An 18,137-nucleotide genomic window follows, 5' to 3' on the forward strand; every position below is an offset into this window, starting at 1 on the left:
CGGAACAGGCGGCAAGCGGGGCCTTAACGTCGCACATTTCCCGCATATTTTGTCATTTAAATTCCTATTTCCGATATTTGGTTGCGCGGTGCGATGGGGCCATGGACATGCAAGATAGTGCCATGTTTCGCGCCTGTAGGACAGACGGCATCACCGGTTGGCCAGCAGCTGATACAGGGTGAAGAGATGCTCCACCCGCGCCCGGTCGGACAGGAAGGGCGCGCGGCGATAGAGCCGGTCCACCGCCTGATCGAGATCGCGATGCGCGCGGCGCAATTCGATCGGCATGGTGTCTGGATCATAGAGGTCGGCCAAAGTGGATCCGGCATTTTTGAGCAATGCGCGCGCGTCGAGGACGGCTTGTGCGAGCATTTCCAACTTATCGCGTTGCGTTTCGACATCGGGCCAAGGGAATGTGTTATAGACCACCCCGACGGAGTACATATAGTCGCTCTTCATCCGGCCGGTAATCTGCCGCATCCAGGCCATGTGCATCCGGCTGGTCAGGATGGCGAACTCCCAGAGCGAGGCATTTTCCAGCAGGCGGAGTTTCTCGCTCGGAATGGTTGGGGGATTGAGCCATCCGATAGGCACATAATCCCGGCGTTCGGAAGAGACTTGCGGAATGGCGAGGAATGCTGTTTCCGGAATGACGGAAATCCCGAATTGTTCAGCTGTATCGGCCGCCAGCCGTGTCGCGGCTCTCTTGCTTTTCCGGCGCCATTCCCGAACGGCTTTCACCCTGTCAAGGACCATGGGCATCGAGCGAAGCTGCGATGGGGATGCCAGCGCCGGCGCGAGTATCCAGCGTTGCCTATCGTTGATGAACTCGTCCGCTCCGACATAGGGCCTGATGATATCGTGCGCCTGCGGCTCCTGCACCAGCAAGGCGGCATATGAGGCGGCATCCAGCTTGTAGAAATTGCCATCGATCGGCTGGCATCCGGTCTTCAGCCGCCGCGCACCGTTGATCGGCCGCCCTTCCTCCCGCACCACCAGATGGCGGTCGGCCGCGCCGGCGTCGAACAGATAGGCGGTCAGCGCATTATGGCGTGTCTCCACTGGTGCGCCCTTCGCATCGGCATAGCTGAACAGGCGCTTTTCCTTGGGCGCGCTGGCCTGCGGGGCGAGGCCGACGATCACGCAATGCACCGCCGCCCGGCCAGGCCAGACGAAGGGGCGGTGGGCGAAGGCGATTTCCATCCCTTCGCGGAAGAGCAGCGGCCAGAGCTGCGCCACCTGTTCGCCCTGCACGATGCTGTTGGTGGCGACGAAGGCGATATGGCCGCCGCCGGCTGCGGCGAAGCGGGCGGCCTGCACGAACCATCCGGCGACATAGTCGAGCGTGCCGCCAGATCCGGGCAGGCCGGCGATGCGACGCAGCTGTGTGCGCTGCATGTCCGTCTGATATTTGGCGCCGATGAAGGGCGGATTGCCGAAAATATAGCTGCACCGGTCGGGCGGCAGCAGGTCCGCCCAGTCCGTCTCCAGCGCGTCGCCATGGCGGATATTGGGCGCGGTGACGAGCGGGATGCGGGCATAGGGGCGGCCGAAATCCTCGCCCAGCCGGGTGTTGGCGATATGGTCGGTCATCCACAGCGCGACCTGCGCGATCTGGCTCGGAAATTCGTCGATCTCGATCCCATGGAAGCGATCGACATTGAGCCGGGTCAAGTCGGCGACGTCCAGCACCTGTTGCACCGGGCCGTCCGCGATCAGCCGTTCGCGGATGATCTCCCGCTCCAGTTCGCGCAGTTCGCGATAGGCAACGACCAGGAAATTGCCCGCGCCGCAGGCGGGGTCGAGGAAGCTGAGGCCCGCCATCTTTTCCTGCAAGCGCCGCAGCGCGGCGTCCCGGCCCGATCGCAACGCGCAGGCGCGGTCGAACTCGGCACGCAGATCGTCCAGAAAAAGGGGGCCGATCACCTTCAATATCGCCTCTTCGGGCGTGTAATGCGCGCCTTGCTTGCGGCGCGTCACCGTGTCGATCACGCTTTCGAACAGTGATCCGAAAATCGCTGGCGATACCTCCCCCCAGTCGAAGATGCTGGCGTCGATCAGCATCTGGCGCATGGCCCGGTCGAAAACCGGCGTGGCGATGCGGCCGGAAAAGAGCGCGCCGTTGATGTACGGAAATTCGGCCAGGTCCGCGTCCAGACCGCGCTGCCGGCGATCGGGCGGGGTGTCGAGAACCTCGAACAATTCGATCAGCCAGCGGCCAAGGTCGCGGCCATCGGCGCTGGTCCGGGTTTCGAGGAAGAGGAGAAATTGCTCGCGCCGCTCGAATATGCCGGTGTCGTCGGCGAACAGGATGAAGAGCAGGCGCACGAGCAACCGCTCCAGATCGTGCCCGACATAGCCCTGGGCGGCCAGCGCATTGTGCAGGCGCCCCATCAGGTCGGTCGCCTTGCGATTGACCGGCGACTGGTTGCGCAGCAATTGCGGCTTGGCGCCCAGGATGAAGTCGAACGCCTCGACATGGCGTTTGAGATCGGGCAGCGGGAAGTGCCAGTGCCGGCGCGTTTCCAGGTCGAGCAGTTCGAACCGCTGGAAATCGCACACCATCATGTGGCGCGGCCGCTGGGCTTCCGGCAGCCAGTCATGATAATCCAGCGCCTGTGCCATGGCGCGGTCGAGATTGCGGCCGATGCTCTTCTGCTCGACGATCAGCATGCCGGGCCAGAACAGGTCGATAAAGCCGCCGGTACGGCGCGTATCGAGCGCCTTCACCCGTTGTTCGTAAACGGCCACCTGTTTGCGGGGAACGCCGAAAATGGCGAAAAATTCGTCGTAGAAACTGTGGGTCTGGCCCTTTTCATAGCCTTTACCGCGCCATTCCTCCGAAAAATGGGCGGCGTTCGCACGAATTTCCGGCCAGCTGAGACGCATGCTTTCCCTCCCCCGGTGAAGCGGGAAAAGGCTGGCGGATCAACGGGCTATCTCAAAGCTGAGTTGAATCCGTTATGGATGATCGTCCGCCGGTCAGAAACTGAAGCTGAGGGAGAAGGAGGCTACATGGTCGTTGCTGTCGTCGGCACCGGGGCGGAAGCCATGCTGGTGGAGATAGCCGATTTCCGCATTCACATTTTTCGCGACCGGGGTGGTGATGGCGATCAGGTTGCGCATCCGCTCTTCGCCCTGCACCCGTTGGAAATTGGTCTTGTTGAGGTCGATGAAGCTTTCATGGCTGAGCAGCAACGCGGTCTTCCCGCCCTCACGGAAGGGCATGACCAGCTTCACATAGGGGCGCAGTCGCCAGGCGGTGCCGTCCACCCCGTCGCGCCAGCGCTCCTCCAACCGCATCCGGGCGCTGATGGAGACGCGGCCGATCTTCGCGATATTGTCGAAGGTGACCTGCTGGCGACCGCGATGCTCCATCACGGTGAAATCGCCGGCGCTATATTGGGGATCATGGGTGTAGCCGGCCCAGACCGTCACCGCTTTCGACACTTTATAGCCGATCAGCGTGTTGGATTCGATTTCATACAGGCCCTGGCGATCGTCGCTGAAGCGGGCGACGATTTCCTGCGACAGGCGCCAATGATCGTCCAGCTTCACCGTGGCGCCGGCCGTGGTCCACAGCTGTTCATCCTCGCTGGCCTGCGCGGGCGTCGTGGCGGCCCATAGAAGGGGCAGGGCGGCGATGGACGACAGGCAAAGACGAGTGGCGCGCACGGCGTTAATCCTCCCATTGGCGGCTTGCCGCATCCAATATGACCATCAGATGACATATAAGTGTCATTTATATTTCTAAAATATGACGATCATTTCTCCATGGCACGTCATCGTGGCCGGATACGGTCTGCCCTGCCATAGCCTTCGAAAATGACAGAGACATGCGCGCTAATCTATTCGCAAAAACGGGGTGCTGACTGCCAACTACGCCTATAATGATGCGCGCATCACCGATGGCGCGCCGGGCGAGACGATCGACAATGCCGTGGGCGGGCACTTCCCCAACGCGCCGCGCCATCAGGCGGGCCTGTGGTCTGGCTACCAGATACCGGCCTGGGGCACCGCGATCGCGCTGGGCGGTCAATATGTGTCGGGACTTCTGATCAGGCGGCGCACTCGGCGGCCAGCGGCGCCAGCACTGCGCGGTTGCGGCCACCGCGCTTGGCTTCGTAGAGCGCGGCGTCGGCGGCGGAGAGCCAGTCCTGGCTGGTCATGCGACCGGGGCCGATCGCGGCCACCCCGAAACTCGCTGTGACGCGCAGCGGCGGATCGTTGGGGATGACCATGTCCGCGATCGCGGTGCAGAAACGGCGCGCGGCGGCCAGTGCGTCCGCCTCGCTGGTTTCGGGGAGCAACAGCGCAAATTCTTCCCCGCCGATGCGGCCGAGCGAATCGCTGGGGCGCGAGAGTTCGGCGCAGCGCTGCGCCACCGCCTCGATCACCCGGTCGCCGACCGGATGGCCATAGCTGTCGTTGATCTGCTTGAAATGGTCGATGTCCAGGATGACCAGCGCGGCGGGGCGATGGTGGCGGACGAACAGCGCGATGCGCTTGTCGATTTCGGCGACGAAGGCCCGGCGGGTCATGGCTCCGCTCAGATGATCGCGCTCGGCCAACATGCGCAATTCCATCTGTTCGACGACGATGGCCGCCAGACCCTTCATGATTTCCATCTGTTCGGGCGGGAAATCCCTGGCGCGAGTGTCGATGGCGCATAGCGACCCGATATTATAGCCGTCGGGGGTCCGCAGCGGCACGCCGGCATAGCTGCGGATGCCCGGATCGCCCGTCACCAGCGGATTGTCGCGAAAACGCGCATCCTGCTGCGCGTCGGCGATAATCAGGGGATCGTTCTGCCGGATCGCATGGTCGCAAAAGGCCAGGTCGCGCGGGGTTTCGGATATGTCCAGACCCGGATGGGACTTGAACCATTGCCGGTCCCTGTCGATCAGGGACACCGCCGAAATCGGCACACCGAACAGGGTGCGGACCAGATGGGTGATCTTGTCGAACGCGCCTTCGGACGGCGTATCGAGGATGTCGTAACGGTGCAGGGCGGCGATACGGCCGGGTTCGTCATTCACAATCGCGTGCATCATCAGGGCATCCGCTGCTCGAACTGGGCCATGCCGACATCGCCATGGCGGGACATAAGCTGCGGTGCGGCCCGCCCCCTAACCAGCCGACCACGGCGGCAGACTGCGCCCCTCCCCTGAAGAAAGGGTTAATGATCGGGTTGGGAAAGGCCCGCCCGACCGGGCGGGCCAGAGATGAGGGGAGGAGAGGCGGCGCTGCACCTCCATCCCCTTCACGGTCGATCAGCCGCCATGCGCCAGCGCGGCGAGCAGCAGCAGCGCGACGATATTGGTGATCTTTATCATCGGGTTGACCGCCGGGCCGGCGGTATCCTTGTACGGATCGCCGACCGTATCGCCGGTCACGGCTGCCTTATGGGCTTCGCTGCCCTTGCCGCCATGATGGCCGTCCTCGATATATTTCTTGGCATTGTCCCATGCGCCGCCGCCCGAAGTCATCGACAAGGCGACGAACAGGCCAGACACGATGACGCCCAGCAGCAGCGCGCCCAGCGCGGCAAAGCCGTTGTCGCTGCCGGCCACCGCAGCGATCGCGAAATAGACGACGATCGGCGCCAGTACCGGGAGCAGGCTGGGCACGATCATTTCCTTGATCGCGGCGCGGGTGACCAGGTCCACCGTGCGGGCATAGTTGGGGCGCGACGTCCCTTCCATGATGCCCTTGTTAGTGGCGAACTGGTCGCGCACGTCCTTCACCACGTCGCCGGCCGCGCGGCCCACGGCGGTCATGCCCATCGCCCCGAACAGATAGGGCAGCAATGCGCCCAGCAGCAGGCCGACGATGACATAGGGGTTTTTCAAGGAGAAATCGACCGGCTGGGTCAGACCCAGCGCGGACCCATAATAGTCCAGATCCTCGGTAAAGGTACCGAACAATACCAGCGCGGCCAGGCCCGCGCTGCCGATGGCATAGCCCTTCGTCACGGCCTTGGTCGTGTTGCCCACCGCGTCCAGCGCGTCGGTCTTCACCCGAACGCTATCGTCCAGATGCGCCATTTCCGCGATGCCGCCGGCATTGTCGGTGACCGGGCCATAGGCGTCCAGCGCCACGACCATGCCGGCCAGCGCCAGCATCGCGGTGGCGGCGAAGGCGATGCCCATCAGGCCCGCCAGCTGATAGGCGACGATGATGCCGACCACGATCACCAAAGTCGGCAGCGCGGTCGATTCCAGGCTGATCGCCAGCCCCTGGATGACGTTGGTGCCATGGCCGGTTTCCGATGCCTTGGCGATCGACCGGACCGGGCGATAGGCGGTGCCGGTATAATATTCGGTGATCACCACCAGCAGGCCGGTGACGGCGAGGCCCACCAGCATCGACCAGAAGAGGGCCATGCCGGTATAGCCGCCCACCCCGTCCAGATCCGCGCCGAACACGGCATTGAGGTCGCCCAGCGTATATCGGGTCGCGACATAGATGGCGGGGATGGAGAGGATCGCCGTGGTCCAGAACCCCTTGTAGAGGGCGCCCATGATCGACTGGCTGGCGCCCAGACGGACCATATAGGTGCCGATGATGGAGGTAATGATGCACACGCCGCCCACGATCAGCGGCAGGGCCATGAGCTTCAGCAGAAAGGCGTTGTCCACGCCCGTCACCAGCAGCGCGGTCAGCACCATGGTGGCGCCGACGGTGACGACATAGGTTTCGAACAGGTCGGCCGCCATGCCCGCGCAGTCGCCCACATTGTCGCCGACATTGTCCGCGATCACGGCGGGGTTGCGCGGGTCATCCTCCGGGATGCCGGCCTCGACCTTCCCCACCAGATCCGCGCCGACGTCGGCCGCCTTGGTGAAGATGCCGCCGCCCAGCCGCGCGAAGATGGAGATGAGCGACGCGCCGAAGGCCAGCGCGACGAGGCTGTCGATCACCAGCCGGTCGTCGGGCGCATGGCCGGCCGGGCCGGTCAGATACCAGAAGAACAGGCTGATCGCGAGCAGGGCAAGGCCGGCCACCAGCATGCCGGTGATGGCCCCGGCGCGGAAGGCGACGGTCAGCCCGCTCTGCAACGTGCCGCGACAGGCTTCGGCGGTGCGGACGTTCGCGCGCACGGAAATGTTCATGCCGATGAACCCTGCCGCCCCCGACAGGATCGCGCCGATCAGGAAGCCGACCGCGGATGTGACGCCCAGGAACAGGGCGACCAGCACAGCGACCACCACGCCGACGATGGCGATGGTGGTATATTGGCGGCCCAGATAGGCCTTCGCCCCTTCCTGAATCGCGCCGGCAATCGCCTGCATGACGTCGTTGCCGGGTGGCTGGCTCAAGACCTGGCGACTGGTGAAAAGCCCGTAGAGTACGGCCAGCAGGCCGCACCCTATGGCGATATAGACAATCTGCATGGATGTTCCTCTCCCCCTGTTATGGCTTTCATCACGCCGCTCCGCAGGGAATGACGGGCAGGCGAAAGGCATGAAGGCGGGCGGCCGGACGAGGGCGGTCCGGCATCGGGCACCGCGTCAATCAGCAACTGGACCATGCGCATCGCAAGCGCTCCAACCGGCTGAGAATAGGGTGGCGAGAAGCTACAGGCCCGACAGCCTACGTCAAGATGGCTGATCGTCAGGGCCGACCGGCCAAAGATTGTGAAGGCGCCGGATTTCCCTTAGTCTGCGACCATGGACGATCAGGGTTCCGGGCCACTCAAAAGCATCGCCGATCTGGCGCGCCTGGCGGGCGTGTCGGTGTCCACCGTGTCGCGCGCGCTCACCGGCAAGGGCGCGCTGAACAAGGGAACGCGGGAGCGCATTCAGGCGCTGGCCGACCATCATGGCTTCCGCATGAATGTCGCGGCGCAAAATCTGCGACTGGGCCGCACCGGTGCGGTCGCCGTGCTGATGCCGCTCGGCCATGCGCGCGGGCAGCCATTGTCCGATCCCTTTTTCCTTACGATGCTGGGCCATCTGGCCGATGCGCTGACGGATCGCGGATATGACCTGCTGCTCTCCCGCGTGGTGCCGGACCGGGATGACTGGCTCGATACGTTCATTCGCACCGGTCGCACCGATGGCGTCATCGTCATCGGCCAGTCGGGTCAGGGCGCGGTGCTGGCGCGGGCCGCCCGCCATTATCGGCCGCTGCTGGTCTGGGGCGAGCAGGCGCCCGGCGATGGCCCCGTCACGGTGGGCGCCGACAATGAAGCGGGTGGCCGGCTGGCGGCGCAGCATCTGGTCGATCGGGGGCGGCGCAAATTCGCCTTTTTCGGCGATGTGGGCGTGCCTGAATTTGCCGCGCGCCATGCTGGCTTTCTCGCCGGCCTGCCGTCGGACCTGCGCAGCGATGTGGCGCTGATACGCAGTCCCGTGACGCCCGAAGCGAGCGAAGAGGCCGCGCGCGACTGGTTTGCGGCGGGCAACCGGCCCGACGGCATTTTCGCCGCATCCGATGTCGTGGCGATGAGCCTGATCGCCGCCGCTGAGCAGCAGGGGCTGCATGTGCCCCGCGACCTGTCGATTATCGGCTTCGACGATATCCCGCTGGCCCGGCTCGCCCGCCCTGCGCTCACCACCATCCGCCAGGATATAGAGATGGGTGCGCATCATCTGGTCGATCTTCTGATCCGCCGGATCAACGGAGAGGACGCCGGATCGGTCCGGATAGTGCCCGAACTGCTGGTGCGGGAATCGTCCTAAAGGCTGGCGACGATCGCTCTGGCTGCGCGGGTGACGTCGTCCCAGGTCAGGTCGAACCCGGCATCGTCGCCATAATAGGGATCGACCACGCCCGTCCCCTCGCGCCCCGGCACCATGTCCATCAGCAAGCGTAGGTCGGCCGTTCCATCCGACGGGCGGATGCGCCGCAGATTTTTCAGATTCTCCGCGTCCAGCGCGAAGACATGGGTGAAGCGGCGGAAATCCTCGGCGCGGACCTGCCGCCCGGCATAGGTGCCGATGTCGATGCCATGGCGCCGCGCCACCGCCTGCGCGCGCGGATCGGGCGGGCTGCCGACATGCCAGTCGCCGGTGCCGGCCGAATCCACGAGGATATCGACGCCGGCCTTATCCGCCTCCGCCCGCAGCGCCGCCTCGGCCAGCGGCGACCGGCAGATATTGCCCAGGCACACGAACAGGATGGCGGGCAGGACCGACGGCGCGTCCATCAATCCGCCGCCGCCGTCGAGAGACCCAGGCCCGGCACGCCGATCGAGCGCTTGCCCGAAAAATCGGTGCGCGCGACGATGACGCCCAATTTCTCCATATAGTCGATCAGCCGTCGCACCCGACCCGGCGAACTGGTGCCATAGGCGCGGCCCAGTGCCGCATCGTCGGGGCAGGTCTGCCCGTCCAGCGCGGCGCGGGCGATCAGCAGGAAGGGGGCGAGCATATCCTCCGGCACCGGCTCCGCCGCGCGGATCGCATCCTGCCAGCGCGGGTCGTCGGCGTCCGCCATCCCCGCCTGCGCCATGGCAAAGCGCTTGCGGAAGGCGGGCAGGTCGAGCGGGGAGCGCTTGAGGCCCTTCATCCGGCAGCGTACGCCGAAATCCTGATAGAGCGCCGCAACGCTGGGCGCGGCATCGCCCAGATCGGCGACGATATCCTCCAGCACGGCGATGACCACCGGTTCATTCTCGCCGAAATCCAGTTCCGGCGCGGCGGGCTTGGCAGAGGGCGTGTCGGCCAGCGCGCGCATGATTTCCTCGGCCGGGCGGGCGGTCGGCTCGGGCCGGGGCGGGGGCGGCGGCAGCGCCTCCTCCTCGACGCGCGCGAACAGCATTTCCTGAAAATCCCCGCCGGTCGTGACCGGGGGCGGCATCAGCTTGTGCGTGCCGCCGCGCGTGCCGGTCTTCACCGCGCCGATCTTCACCGCCACCGGCCGCCGCGCGATGGCGGGGCCAAGGCCCAGGAAGCGCCCGCGCTCCAGATCGCGAATCTGCTCCGCCTGCCGCCGCTCCATGCCCAGCAGGTCGGCCGCGCGCGCCATGTCGATGTCCAGGAAGGTGCGGCCCATCAGGAAGTTGGACGCTTCGGCCGCGACATTCTTGGCCAGCTTGGCGAGGCGCTGCGTCGCGATCACGCCGGCGAGGCCACGCTTGCGCCCCCGGCACATCAGGTTGGTCATGGCGGCGAGACTGAGCCGCCGTGCCTCGTCCGACACATCGCCGGCGGAGACGGGCGCGAACATCTGCGCTTCGTCCACCACCACAAGGGCGGGATACCAATGGTCGCGCGGCGCATCGAACAGCGTGGAGAGGAAGGAGGCGGCGCATTTCATCTGCGCCTCCAGCTCCAGTGATTCGAGGCTGAGGACGACCGAAGCCCGATGTTCGCGGATGCGTGTCGCCATCTTGACGATCTCGCGCTCATTATAGTCGCCCGCATCGATCACCACATGGCCATATTGATCGGCCAGCGTAACGAAGTCGCCTTCGGGGTCGATCACCACCTGCTGCACCATCGGCGCGCTTTCCTCCAGCAGGCGGCGCAGGAGGTGCGACTTGCCCGACCCGGAATTGCCCTGAACGAGCAGACGGGTGGCGAGCAATTCCTCGACATCGACCAGCACGTCCTTGCCGTGATGGTCGGTTCCTATGCTGATGCTGGCGGTCACAGGACGCCTTTGGCCCAAGGGAGGCGGGGAGCGCAAGGGCGCTCATGGACTGGCGGGACAATCGGTCCGCTATGCGCCATGCCATCGCTGCGCTACAGGCGGTCGGACCATGCGCATGCGGTTTCATTTTGTGGCGGCGGCGATCCTGCTGCTTTCGGCCTGCGGCGACGATCGGCGGGAAGAGCGTCTGCGCGCCGCCGGTCCCAATCCGTCGCTGGACGCGCTGCTCAAGGTGGCGGATGCCGATGCGGGCGCGCGCAAGTTCGGCGTCTGTGCCGGGTGTCACAAGGCCAGCAAGGGCGCGCCCGATTTCGGCGGTCCCAATCTCTACGGGGTTTTCGGCCAGCCCATGGGGCAGCATAGCGGGCGTTTCGGCTATACCGCGGCAATGGTCGAGGCCGGCGGGCGGTGGGATGCGCCGACGCTCGACGCCTGGATCGCCAATCCGCGCGCACTGGTGCCCGGAACCAACATGCAATTTGCCGGCATCCGCGATCCGCTCGACCGGGCGGACATCATCGCCTTTCTGAAACGGCAGTCGGATTGAACCGGGCCGACCGATAAATATCCATGGCGGTGCCTTGACCATGGGATTGTTGCGGTGCAGCATTGGTATATTATGGAGAGAACAGCACCCGCCTCGGCGCAGGCAGCCCCTGCGATCACGCAAAATCCCGATATCCGCTATCTGGGGCGGCTGCTGGGCGATGTCATCCGCGCCTATGGCGGGGACAAGCTCTACAAGCAGACCGAATATATCCGCTCCGCCTCGGTCGACCGGGCGCGGGGGCTTCAGGGTGCGGACCTGACCGACACCGGCCTCGATGCGCTCAGCCTGGACGACACGCTGAATTTCACGCGCGGTTTCATGCTCTTCTCGATGCTCGCCAATCTGGCCGAAGACCGGCAGGGCGTGGCGGCGGAGCCGGGCGCGGATGTCGCCTCGGCCGTCGAGCGGCTCGCCGCCCATGGCGTCGATCGCAGTGCGGTGCTGGATCTGCTGTCCCATGCCCTGATCGTGCCCGTGCTCACCGCCCACCCGACCGAGGTGCGGCGCAAGAGCATGATCGACCACAAGAATCGCATCGCCGACCTGATGCAGCTCAAGGATGCCGGCCGCACCGAAACGGCCGAGGGCGAGCAGCTGGACGAAGCGATTTTCCGCCAGATCGCGCTGCTCTGGCAGACGCGCCCGCTGCGCCGCGAAAAATTGTTCGTGCAGGATGAGATCGACAATGTCCTGACCTATTTCCGCGATGTTTTCCTGCCGGTGCTGCCCGCACTCTATGCGCGCTGGGAACGGGTGCTGGGCGCACGACCGCACAGTTTCCTGCGCGTGGGCAACTGGATCGGCGGCGACCGCGACGGCAATCCCTTCGTACAGGCGGATCAGGTGCGATCGGCGCTGGGGCGCGGCTGCGATGCGGCGCTGGCCTTCTATATGGAGGGTATCCACGGGCTGGGCGCCGAACTGTCGCTCTCGACCGAACTCGCCCATGTGCCCCAGGCGGTGCTGGACCTGGCCGACGCCAGCGGCGACACATCGCCCAGCCGGCAGGACGAACCCTATCGGCGCGCTCTGTCGGGCATCTATGCGCGGCTCGCCGCGACCTATGCCGCGCTGGTGGGCAAGGCGCCGCCGCGCCCTTCGGCGCTGAAGGGGCAGGCCTATGCCACGCCGGGCGACCTGCGCCATGATCTGGTGCTGGTCGCGCAGGGGCTGGCGAGCGAGGGCGACGGCGCGCTCTCGACCGGCGGCGCGCTCGGCCGGCTGATCCGCGCGGTGGAGACGTTCGGCTTCCACCTCGCCACGCTCGACATGCGCCAGAACAGCGCCGTGCATGAGCGGGTCGTGGCCGAATTGCTCAAGGTCGCGGGCGTCGAGGCCGACTATCTGGCGCTCGACGAATATGCGCGCATCGCGCTGTTGCGCCGGGAGCTGGCGAACAACCGGCCGCTGGGGGGACGCTTTTCCGCTTATTCGGACGAAACGACGTCGGAACTGGCGATCGTCCATGCCGCGGCGCAGGCGCATCGCACCTATGGGCCGCAGAGCATCACCCATTATATCATTTCCAAGGCCGAAAGCGTGTCGGACCTGCTGGAGGTCAACATCCTGCTCAAGGAAGCGGGGTTGTGGCAGGCCGGCACGGACGGCGCGCCGCCGCAGGCCGCGATCATGGCGATCCCCCTGTTCGAGACGATCGCCGACCTTGAAGCCGCGCCATCCATCATGACCGCCTATTTCGGCCTGCCCGAAATCGCCGGCGTGGTGAAGGCGCGCGGGCATCAGGAAGTGATGATCGGCTATAGCGACAGCAACAAGGATGGCGGCTACATCACCTCCACCTGGAGCCTGTACAAGGCCAGCCAGGCGCTGGAGCCGGTCTTCTCCGACGCGGGCGCTTCGATGCAGCTGTTCCACGGGCGCGGCGGCGCGGTGGGGCGCGGGGGCGGCTCCGCCTTCAAGGCGATCCAGGCGCAGCCGCGTGGCAGCGTGCAGGGCCGTATCCGCATCACCGAACAGGGCGAGGTGATCGCCGCCAAATTCGGCACGCGCGACGTCGCCATGACCAATTTGGAAGCGATGACCAGTGCGACGCTGCTCGCCAGTCTGGAGCCGGACGGCATTTCGGATCGCGACGCCGCCCGCTTCAGCGCGGCGATGGACGAGCTGTCGAAAAACGCCTTCGCCGCCTATCGCGACCTGGTCTATGGCACGGATGGCTTCAAGGAGTTCTTCCGCCAGCTGACCCCGATCCAGGAAATTTCCGGCCTCAAGATCGGTTCGCGCCCCGCCAGCCGGACCAAGAGCAACGCGATCGAGGATCTGCGCGCCATCCCGTGGGTCTTCAGCTGGGCGCAGGCGCGCGTCATGCTGCCGGGCTGGTATGGCGTGGGGCAGGCGCTGTCCGCGTTCGAGGACAAGGCGCTGCTGGCCGACATGGGGCAGCATTGGTCCTTCCTGCAATCCGCGCTCGCCAATCTGGAAATGGTGCTGGCCAAGTCGGACCTGGGCATCGCCGCACGCTATCTGCCGCTGGTCGAGGATCAGGCGGCGGGCGAGGCGATTTTCGGACGCATCCGCAGCGGCTGGCAACAGGCGCATGACGGCCTGCTTGCCGCCACCGGCCAGTCGCGCCTGCTGGAAAAGAACCCGGCGCTCGACGAATCCATCCGTCTGCGCCTGCCCTATATCGAGCCATTGAACCTGTTGCAGGTCGAACTGCTCAAGCGCCATCGCGCGGGCGAGGATGATGCGCGGATCAAGGAAGGCATCGAACTGTCGATCAACGCGATCGCGACCGCGCTGCGCAACAGCGGTTAACCCACGCCGTTCGCCCTGAGCGTGTCGAAGGATACCCTTTTTTTGAAAGAAGGACGGGCTTCGACAGGTCTAGCCCGAACGGAAATCGGGCAGCATTTGCTGAACGGTCTGTCTGGTCCGCTAAACCAGCCCCAGTTTCGCCAATTCGCTCATCAGCGCGGGCGGCATCGCGTCCAGATCGTCGGCCTCGCCCCCGTCCAGGTCGGCCGGCGCGTCGGCATCCTCCAGATAGCGCCAGCCCTGATGGGCGCGCTTGGGCTTGGCGCGCACCGGGATCAATTTCGGCTCCAGCCTGATCCAGTAACGGCCCTGCCCCGTCTCCTCGAATCCGATGATCGGGCTGCGGCCGACCAGCATATGGCCGTGTATCCAGAAGAGCGACCCGCCCGCCATCTCTTCCACTCGCTTGGGCAGGTAACGGGTGCTGGTCCGTGCTTCACCGTCGTGGCTTTCCAGCCAGGCGCGCAGCGTAGCGGGGCTTTCGGCGCCAAAGGCGATCTTGGTCATGTGCAACGGCATGGATCGGCAGATGGGAGACGCGACCCCACGGGTCAATGCGGCATCAGGTCAGGAAAAGGGTGGCCAGACCCAAAAATGTGAAAAAGCCCAGGGAATCGGTCATCATCGTCACGAACACCGCCGACGATACCGCCGGGTCGATATTGCTGCGGTCCAGCGTCACGGGGATGAGGACGCCCGCAAGGCCCGCCACCATATTGTTGATGAGGATGGCCGCGGCGAACACCAGCGACAGCCCCAGCTGGCCATAGACCAGATAGGAGCCGATCCCGATCAGGACGCCAAGCACCGACCCGTTGGTGGCCGCGATGCGAAATTCCCGGACGATCATGCGCAGCGTGTTGGAACTGGTCACCTGATTGGTCGCGATCGCGCGCACCATCACCGCCAGCGTCTGGGTGCCGGCATTGCCGCCCATGCCCGACACGATGCCCATCAGCGCCGCCAGCATCGCCAGATGCTCGATCGTCCTTTCGAACAGGCCCACGACCGACGCAGCGATCATGGCGGTGCCCAGATTGACGACCAGCCAGACCAGCCGGGTGCGCACGGTCATCAGGATCGGTTGGTTGATGTCGCCTTCGCCGGCACCCGACAGGCGCAATATGTCTTCGCCCGCTTCTTCCGAAATGATGTGGACGACGTCATCGACCGTGATCATGCCGACCAGCCGGCCGGCACTGTCCACCACGGCGGCGGAGATCAGCGCATATTTCTGGAAGCGCAGCGCGACCTCTTCCTGATCCATGTCGACCGGGATCAGCGTCTGTTCGCGCTTCATCAGGTCGGCCATGGATATGCCGCGCGGGCAGGTAAGGATCCAGCTGAGCTGGCAATAGCCGATCGGCCGATGCGCCGCATCGACCACATAGATTTCCCAGAAATCGCGGGTCAGGTCGGCATTGTCGCGCAGATAGTCGATCACCTGGCCGACCGTCATATGTTCGGGCACCGCGACCAGATCGCGCTGCATCAGGCGGCCGGCGGATTCTTCCGGATAGGACAGCGCGGATTCGATCGCGGCGCGATCTTCCGGCTCCATCGCGTCGAGGACGGCCTGCTGGTCGGCCTCCTCCATATCCTCGATGATGGCGACGGCGTCGTCGGTATCGAGTTCGGCGGCAAATTCGGCGACCTGTTCGGGCGCCAAGGCACCGATCAGGTCGTCGCGGACATAATCGTTCAGTTCGGACAGGACTTCCGCGCCGACCAGATCGCCCAGCGCGGCGGCGACATCGCCGCGCCGCTCCGATGGCGTGAGTTCCAGAAGGTCGGCAATGTCGGCGGGATGCAGCGGCGACACCAGGTCGCGCGCCGTCTCATGGTCGCCCTCTTCCACCGCGTCGAGCACGGCGGACAGAAATTCGGGCTTCAGCCGGTCATCCTCGTCCAGGCCGGTTTCGGCCTGTTCCAGGATGACGTCTTCGTCAGTCTCGTCCCCATGCAACAGGGGTTCGGCTGGATCGCCGCGCTCGCTCATGGCGCCCCCTACTGTCCGGTTCCTGTAACATGGGGCTGCTTTCGCTTATGCACCAGCGAATTGCAATGGGCGTCTGGCCGGTTGCACGCCTTGGCCACAAGAAACTTCCATCCCCTTTTGAAGCCTCTATATGGGGGCATCACTCCTTCAACCACGAGAGGAAGCCTCATGGCCGACGAAACGCTTACATTCACCCTCGACAGCGGCGGCGACGTCGTCATCAAGCTGCGCCCCGATCTGGCCCCCGGCCATGTCGAGCGCATCACGACGCTGGCCAAGGACGGCTTTTATGACGGCGTGGTCTTTCATCGCGTCATCCCCGGCTTCATGGCGCAGGGTGGCGATCCGACCGGCACCGGCATGGGCGGATCGAAGCTGCCCGACATCAAGGCCGAATTCAGCCGCCAGCCGCACGTTCGTGGCGTCTGCTCGATGGCTCGTTCGTCCAACCCGAACAGCGCCAACAGCCAGTTCTTCATCTGCTTCGACGACGCCACCTTCCTGGACGGCCAATATACCGTCTGGGGCGAAGTGACGTCGGGCATGGACCATGTCGACGCCCTGCCCAAGGGCGAGCCGCCGCGCACGCCGGGCAAGATCCTCAAGGCGACCGTCGCCTAACGCACGGTCCGCATGAATAGCAAAAGGGCGCCCGGTTCCATGACCGGGCGCCCTTTTCGTTTCTGGAGGACAGACCAGCTTCGTCGGCTGACGCTTACGGCTTTTTCGCCATGCCGTCCGTCATGGAAATGGCATGGGCCGGTTCTGCGCCCTGGGTCTCCGCCGGCGGGACATAGGCGCCGATCGCTTCGATGTGCCAGCGCCGCTGTTCCGCCTTGTCCTCCGGCGCATCCTCGATCCGGCGCAGCACGACCTGCCGCAGCACATGCCAGGGCTTTCCGTTGGCGGCGATGCGGCCATAGACCTGCACCGGCACCGTCACCTGCATCGCGCCCTCGGCATCGGTCGGTTCCGACGGCGCGCCGATATGGGCGTGGATTTCGCTGAACCCACGGAAGCGCGCCACGAAATGCGCGTCATCCTGCGATCCGATCGGGCCGCTCTGATCCCACAGATCCTGCGCATCGACGAACCGCTTTTCCTCCAGCAGGCCATAATAGCCCTGCACCACCTGCGCGGCGCCCTGCGCGCTGTCGGGCGTGATGGATCCTTCGGCGATCGGTTCGGGATCGACCGGCAGGCCGCCCGGCGTGCCCGGCTCCGGCGGGTTCAGCGGTTCCATCACGGCCATCGCTTCGGCCCGGACATTATTATCGACTTGCGCCGCGCTCGCGCCATTGGCCAGATTGTCGATCGCGCTCTCCTCCCGCCCGTCGCAGGCCGCGACGAGCAGGAGGGGCAGCAGAAAGGCGGTCTTCGTCACTGTCCGCATCAGTTGGGACGAATCCGTTCGCCGCCACGACCAGCCGGGCGTCCGCCGCCGCCCCAGCTGCGCTGCGGGCGCGGCTGGCTCATCTGCGGACGGCTGGGCCGGGGCTGCTGCGCCTGCGGCTGGCGCAGGCCGGGTTGCGGCGTGGGACTGGCCCCACCCCTGACCCCGTCATTGCCGCGCCAGCGGTTTCCGCTCTGGCCCGGCGTGCGGTCCCGGCCCCAGTTGCGATCGCGCGCCCAGTCGCCGGGGCTGCGGTCGCGGTCCGGATTGCCGCTATTGGCGTCACCGCCCCGCGGCGGGCGCGTCCAGTTGCCCGGCCGTCCGTCGCCATCCCGATCCCGGCCACGCCAGCCGTTGCCGCGGCCACGATCGTCGCGGCGTTCGGCCCGGCGGCCTTCCCAATAGCGGCGCTGGCCGTCATTCCAGCGCTGGCGCCGGCCGCCGCGGTCATAGACATAATAGCCGCTGCCGGGATAATAATAATTGTCGTACCAGCCACTATAGAGGCCGGGCTGATAATAGCCCGACGGTCCATAATAGCCGTCGCCATAATAACCACCGCCGCCATAATAGCCGGTGCCCACGTTCACGCCGCCATAGCCATAACCGTCGTCATAGGCGCAACCGCCCAGTGCCAGCGCGCCCGCCAGCCCGATCATGGCCAGAAACCGATGTCGGATGCCCGTCATCGTCTTTCTCCTCATCTTACTCTGCTATCAGGCGTAACGCAGTCCGGTTGAATTGGTTGTGAATGGATTATCCTTTCTGTGCCAGCGTTTATCGCAGGTTCAGAAAAAAGGGGTTTCGTTCATCGG

General features: G+C 65.3%; 14 protein-coding genes and 1 pseudogene. 5 read left to right on the plus strand and 10 right to left on the minus strand.

Going from position 1 to position 18,137, the window contains the following annotated elements; genetic code table 11:
* Positions 1–150: 150 nt before the first annotated feature.
* Positions 151–2,889 carry a DNA methyltransferase gene (locus AC07UX_RS12765; protein ID WP_495192392.1) on the minus strand — a complete coding sequence of 913 codons (2,739 nt, stop codon included), beginning with the start codon at positions 2,887–2,889 and terminating at the stop codon, positions 151–153.
* A gap of 93 nt (positions 2,890–2,982) precedes the next feature.
* Complete coding sequence (locus AC07UX_RS12770) at positions 2,983–3,675, minus strand: DUF2490 domain-containing protein (protein ID WP_495192393.1); 693 nt, start codon at positions 3,673–3,675, stop codon at positions 2,983–2,985.
* A 190-nt stretch (positions 3,676–3,865) separates the two neighbouring features.
* Between AC07UX_RS12770 and AC07UX_RS12775 the strand changes: the two are divergent.
* A pseudogene (locus tag AC07UX_RS12775) lies at positions 3,866–4,033 on the plus strand (hypothetical protein); the annotation flags it as partial.
* Between the two features lie 25 nt (positions 4,034–4,058).
* Here the strand turns inward: AC07UX_RS12775 and AC07UX_RS12780 are convergent.
* Together AC07UX_RS12780 and AC07UX_RS12785 are read right to left on the minus strand one after the other, a co-directional pair.
* Entirely contained in the window at positions 4,059–5,054 is a 996-nt protein-coding gene (locus AC07UX_RS12780; RefSeq protein ID WP_495192394.1) for a sensor domain-containing diguanylate cyclase, read from the minus strand.
* A gap of 219 nt (positions 5,055–5,273) precedes the next feature.
* The gene (locus AC07UX_RS12785) at positions 5,274–7,397 is read right to left on the minus strand and encodes a sodium-translocating pyrophosphatase (RefSeq protein WP_495192395.1); all 2,124 of its coding nucleotides are present in this window, start codon (positions 7,395–7,397) and stop codon (positions 5,274–5,276) included.
* A gap of 276 nt (positions 7,398–7,673) precedes the next feature.
* Here AC07UX_RS12785 and AC07UX_RS12790 point away from each other — a divergent pair, with 276 nt between their 5' ends.
* A complete protein-coding gene (locus AC07UX_RS12790; RefSeq protein ID WP_495192396.1) occupies positions 7,674–8,687 on the plus strand; it encodes a LacI family DNA-binding transcriptional regulator in 1,014 nt (337 codons plus the stop codon).
* On the opposite strand, the gene AC07UX_RS12795 is transcribed toward AC07UX_RS12790, so the two are convergent.
* Both AC07UX_RS12795 and AC07UX_RS12800 read right to left on the minus strand, forming a co-directional pair.
* Positions 8,684–9,154, minus strand: a complete 471-nt coding sequence (locus AC07UX_RS12795) for a low molecular weight protein-tyrosine-phosphatase (RefSeq protein ID WP_495192397.1) — start codon at positions 9,152–9,154, stop codon at positions 8,684–8,686. The two genes, AC07UX_RS12790 and AC07UX_RS12795, sit on opposite strands and share 4 nt — an antisense overlap.
* Complete coding sequence (locus tag AC07UX_RS12800) at positions 9,154–10,602, minus strand: helicase HerA domain-containing protein (RefSeq protein ID WP_495192398.1); 1,449 nt, start codon at positions 10,600–10,602, stop codon at positions 9,154–9,156. Before AC07UX_RS12800 ends, AC07UX_RS12795 begins: the two co-directional genes overlap by 1 nt.
* Positions 10,603–10,717: 115 nt before the next feature.
* Between AC07UX_RS12800 and AC07UX_RS12805 the strand changes: the two genes are divergently transcribed.
* The gene (locus tag AC07UX_RS12805) at positions 10,718–11,149 is read left to right on the plus strand and encodes a c-type cytochrome (RefSeq protein ID WP_495192399.1); all 432 of its coding nucleotides are present in this window, start codon (positions 10,718–10,720) and stop codon (positions 11,147–11,149) included.
* Between the two features lie 72 nt (positions 11,150–11,221).
* Positions 11,222–13,930: a phosphoenolpyruvate carboxylase gene (ppc, locus tag AC07UX_RS12810; RefSeq protein ID WP_495192400.1), complete on the plus strand. Its 2,709-nt coding sequence runs from the start codon at positions 11,222–11,224 to the stop codon at positions 13,928–13,930.
* 120 nt (positions 13,931–14,050) lie between these two features.
* On the opposite strand, the gene AC07UX_RS12815 is transcribed toward ppc, so the two are convergent.
* Positions 14,051–14,449 carry a DUF1489 family protein gene (locus AC07UX_RS12815; RefSeq protein ID WP_495192401.1) on the minus strand — a complete coding sequence of 133 codons (399 nt, stop codon included), beginning with the start codon at positions 14,447–14,449 and terminating at the stop codon, positions 14,051–14,053.
* 43 nt (positions 14,450–14,492) lie between these two features.
* Positions 14,493–15,929 carry a magnesium transporter gene (gene mgtE, locus AC07UX_RS12820; RefSeq protein ID WP_495192402.1) on the minus strand — a complete coding sequence of 479 codons (1,437 nt, stop codon included), beginning with the start codon at positions 15,927–15,929 and terminating at the stop codon, positions 14,493–14,495.
* 168 nt (positions 15,930–16,097) lie between these two features.
* Here mgtE and AC07UX_RS12825 point away from each other — a divergent pair, with 168 nt between their 5' ends.
* Positions 16,098–16,550, plus strand: coding sequence for a peptidylprolyl isomerase (locus tag AC07UX_RS12825; protein ID WP_120251529.1), 453 nt, complete (start codon positions 16,098–16,100; stop codon positions 16,548–16,550).
* Between the two features lie 94 nt (positions 16,551–16,644).
* Here the strand turns inward: AC07UX_RS12825 and AC07UX_RS12830 are convergent, their stop codons facing one another.
* Positions 16,645–17,322, minus strand: a complete 678-nt coding sequence (locus AC07UX_RS12830) for a hypothetical protein (protein ID WP_495192403.1) — start codon at positions 17,320–17,322, stop codon at positions 16,645–16,647.
* A complete protein-coding gene (locus AC07UX_RS12835; protein ID WP_495192404.1) occupies positions 17,322–18,011 on the minus strand; it encodes a peptidase in 690 nt (229 codons plus the stop codon). Before AC07UX_RS12835 ends, AC07UX_RS12830 begins: the two co-directional genes overlap by 1 nt.
* Positions 18,012–18,137 lie beyond the last annotated feature (126 nt).

Source organism: Sphingobium sp. GW821-FHT02B05, from assembly GCF_059421905.1.